The organism is Geobacillus sp. ZGt-1, from assembly GCF_001026865.1.
Classification (GTDB): Bacteria; Bacillota; Bacilli; order Bacillales; family Anoxybacillaceae; genus Geobacillus; species Geobacillus thermoleovorans.
The window spans coordinates 7,967-8,385 of the sequence record NZ_LDPD01000025.1 but is presented as its reverse complement, the minus strand read 5'-3'; positions in this window follow the sequence as shown (position 1 = coordinate 8,385).

Here is a 419-nt window from a genome sequence, read left to right as displayed (position 1 = left end):
GAAAGGGCGCACGGTGGATGCCTTGGCACTAGGAGCCGATGAAGGACGGGGCAAACGCCGAAACGCTTCGGGGAGCTGTAAGCAAGCGTTGATCCGGAGATGTCCGAATGGGGGAACCCACTGTCCGTAATGGGGCAGTATCCATGCCTGAATCCATAGGGCATGGAGGGCACACCCGGGGAACTGAAACATCTTAGTACCCGGAGGAGAAGAAAGCAACCGCGATTCCCTGAGTAGCGGCGAGCGAAACGGGAACAGCCCAAACCAAGAGGCATGTCCTCTTGGGGTTGTAGGACCGCTCACGATGGGAGTGAGAAAGGGACGGGGTAGACGAACCGGTCTGGAACGGCCGGCCAGAGAAGGTGAGAGCCCTGTAGTCGAAACTTCGTTCCCTCCCGAGCGGATCCTGAGTACGGCGG